The sequence below is a fragment of the Pseudonocardia sp. 73-21 genome, assembly GCF_001899645.1.
In the GTDB taxonomy this organism is placed as follows: Bacteria; Actinomycetota; Actinomycetes; order Mycobacteriales; family Pseudonocardiaceae; genus Pseudonocardia.
Genome location: NZ_MKVV01000019.1, coordinates 1 through 2987 on the forward strand (window position 1 = coordinate 1; position 2987 = coordinate 2987).

General features: G+C 72.2%; 2 protein-coding genes and 2 pseudogenes. 1 reads left to right on the forward strand and 3 read right to left on the reverse strand.

Translation table 11 applies throughout. The annotated features are described in order from the left end of the window. Window positions 1–149: pseudogene (locus tag BGP03_RS04280) on the reverse strand (NAD(P)-dependent alcohol dehydrogenase); the annotation flags it as partial. A 423-nt stretch (window positions 150–572) separates the two neighbouring features. On the opposite strand from BGP03_RS04280, the pseudogene BGP03_RS04285 reads away from it, so the two are divergent. Continuing rightward, window positions 573–1057, forward strand: a pseudogene (locus BGP03_RS04285) (Crp/Fnr family transcriptional regulator); the annotation flags it as partial. A gap of 84 nt (window positions 1058–1141) precedes the next feature. On the opposite strand, the gene BGP03_RS04290 reads toward BGP03_RS04285, so the two are convergent. Both BGP03_RS04290 and BGP03_RS04295 read right to left on the reverse strand, forming a co-directional pair. Further along, window positions 1142–1783: a response regulator transcription factor gene (locus BGP03_RS04290; RefSeq protein ID WP_296377342.1), complete on the reverse strand. Its 642-nt coding sequence runs from the start codon at window positions 1781–1783 to the stop codon at window positions 1142–1144. Continuing rightward, window positions 1780–2964 (reverse strand): sensor histidine kinase, encoded by a 1185-nt coding sequence (locus BGP03_RS04295; protein WP_298798374.1) that lies wholly within the window; start codon window positions 2962–2964, stop codon window positions 1780–1782. Before BGP03_RS04295 ends, BGP03_RS04290 begins: the two co-directional genes overlap by 4 nt. Window positions 2965–2987: the final 23 nt, after the last annotated feature.

Here is a 2987-nt window from a genome sequence, read left to right on the forward strand (position 1 = left end):
CAGTCCCCGTTGATGATGTGGAGGTCGGTGCGGCAGACGCCGGCGCCACCGACCCTGATGATCACGTCGAGCGGCCCCGAGAGCGCAGGCTCCGGGATATCGTCGATTCGTGGATCGGTGTGATACTCGTGAACTCGTACTGCCTTCACCGGCCGACTTCCTTTCAGCATGAGCGACCCTGATGACAGTCCGAGCGGCTCGGCAGTGGGGGATGCGTCTCATGATGAGATGAATCCGATCCCGGATCGAGCGGCGGGGAGAGCCCCGCCATCCGGTCTGATACGCAAGTGTCGGACATCATGCGCGTCGGCCAGCCATTGCGCAGTCGCGTAGTGTTGAGCATCCTCATCGTTTCGGTGCGCCGGGCCTAGCGTTCCTAGGACGCGAGGTACTCGGGGGTTCGGCGGAGGCAGGCAGCGGGATGTCACCGGCTGATCGCTCAACAAGGCCAGGTCGATTGTGGAGCGTGCGCCGCGCGCCACCGCGACCCGGACACCGCATGACCACGCGATCAACGGTGGTGACAGTGACTCCGCCGCTGCCCGACACCGACGGTCGAGGGGACGGGTGTCGTGAACGAGATTCTCTTCCAGGCCGGAATCTGCCAGGGCGTCGAGACGGAATCGGCCAGGTGCTGGACTCGCTGCTGGTGCGGGTCGAGATCCCCTCCGGTGGCGTGATCTTCGCGGAGGGCGAGCCCGGAGACCGCCTGTACATCGTCACTGCCGGCAAGGTCAAGGTCGGGCGTACCTCGGCTGATGCCCGGGAGCTGGTACTGATGATCGCCGGACCGTCGGACATGATCGGCTCACTGGCCCTGTTCGACCCCGTCCCGCGGGCCTCCACCGCTACCGCACTCACCGCGGTCGAGGCCCTCGCGGTGAACCGGCCCGCGTTGCGAGCCTGGATCAGTGCCTGCCCCGAGATCCCCGACAGGCTGCTGCAGGTGCTCGCCCGGCGGCTACGCCGCACCAATAGCACTCTGTCCGACCAGATCTTCACCGATGTCCCGGCGAGGGTCGCGAAGGCGCTGCTGCTGGCCCGCCAATTCGGCACGGACGCATCCGGACGTCGATAGCCACCTCGGCGTCGCGAGTGGTGGTCACCATCCGAGGCTTGACCGTCGCCCGAGTCCGGACGGTCACGCGCCGGAGCGGCGGATGACGCCCCGTTCCGTCGCGGCTGCGACGGCGGCGGTGCGGGACTCGACGCCGAGTTTGGCGTAGACGTGCACGAGGTGGGATTTGACGGTGGCCTGGCTCAGGTGCAGTCGCTTGCTGATCTGCTGGTTGGAGAGGCCGTCGGCGACGTGCTGGAGAACCTCGGTCTCGCGGCGGCTCAGGGCCGTACCGGGGCAGCGCATGCGGGTCATCAGCCGGTGGGCCACCGCGGGGGCGAGCGCGGAGTTGCCCGCCGCCGCGGTGCGCACGGCGGCGGCGAGCTCGTCGGGCGGGGCGTCCTTGAGCAGGTAGCCGGTGGCGCCGGCCTCGATCGCGGCGAGGATGTCGGCGTCGGTGTCGTAGGTGGTCAGGATGAGCACCCGGGGCGCTCCGGGACGCGCGGTGATCGCGGCGGTGGCCTCTGCGCCGCGCATTCCGGACCCGAACTGCAGGTCCATGAGCACCACGTCGACGGCCTCGACGGCGGCCAGCGCCACGGCCTGCTCTGCGGTGGCCGCCTCGGCCACCACGGTGAAGCCCGGTTCGGTGTCGAGCACCGCGCGCAGGCCGCGTCGCACCACGGGGTGGTCGTCGGCCAGCAGCAGCCGGATGGTGGGGTTCACGGTGCTCCCTCGCTGAAGCTGACGGCCACCGCGGTGCCCTCGCCCGGCGCCGATTCGACGCTCAGCGTCGCGCCGAGGGCCCGGGCCCTCGCGCGCATCGCGGCCAGCCCGTACCCTCCCGCGTTGCCGGGCGCCGGCAGCGCGGCCGGGTCGAACCCGATGCCGTCGTCGACGATGTCGAGCGCGACGCCGTCGTCCATGTAGCTCAACGTCACCTCCACGCGGCTCGCGCGGGCGTGCTGCACGGCGTTGGCCAGCGCCGACTGCGCGATCCGCAGTATCGCTATCTCGACCGGGGCGGGCAGCTCGGCGGGCGGGCCGTTGCGGTCGAACGCGACGGGCAGCCCGGACTGCGCCGTGGTTGTCGCGCACAGCCGGTGCAGCGCGGTGGCCGGTGACCGGTCGTCGAGGTCGGGTGGGGCCAGCGCGTGCACGAACCGGCGGGCCTCGGCGAGGTTGTCCTGCGCGGCGGTGCGCGCCAGCGTGACGTGCTCGGCCGCGGTGTCGGGTCGCTGCGGCAGGGCCCGCTCGGCGGCACGCAGCAGCAGCTGGATGCTGGTCAGACCCTGGGCGAGGGTGTCGTGGATCTCCCGGGCGAGGCGTTCCCGCTCGGCGAGGGTGCCCGCCGTGCGCTCGGCGGCGGCCAGCTCGCCGCGGGTGGCGGTGAGCTCGTCGATCAGCCTCGCCCGGTCCTGGCTCTCGCGGTAGAGCGCCTGGTAGCCCAGCACGGTGCCGACCGCGACCGCGGCGCCCAGCGCCGGCCCGATCACCGCGGCGAACGTGAGCGACCCCTGGTGCCAGCCGAACCCGGCGACCGCGGCGAGGGTCGTCGCGGCGACGGCGAGCAGCCCGGGGCGCATCGGGAGCAGGTGCAGCTGTAGGAAGAACAGCGGGAAGGCCAGGTAGACCCCGGCGGGGGTCAGTGCGAGCAGCACCAGCCAGGTGGCGTCGAGCGCGGCCAGCCAGACCGCCGTGGCGCCGGCCGTCCGGCCCACCCGGGAGAGCGCGGCACCGGCCGCATAGACGACGCCCAGCACCGCCGCGGAGGCGACGACCGCCCCCGCGTGCGCGGCGCTCTGGACCACTGCGGCGCCGGCGGCCAGCCCGAGCAGCCCCGCGACGAGCAGGTGCAGGCAGGCGCGCAGCACCCGCAGCGGGCGGTCGAGCAGGGGTGGGTTCACGGCATCCCCAGGCTAGTGGCTTG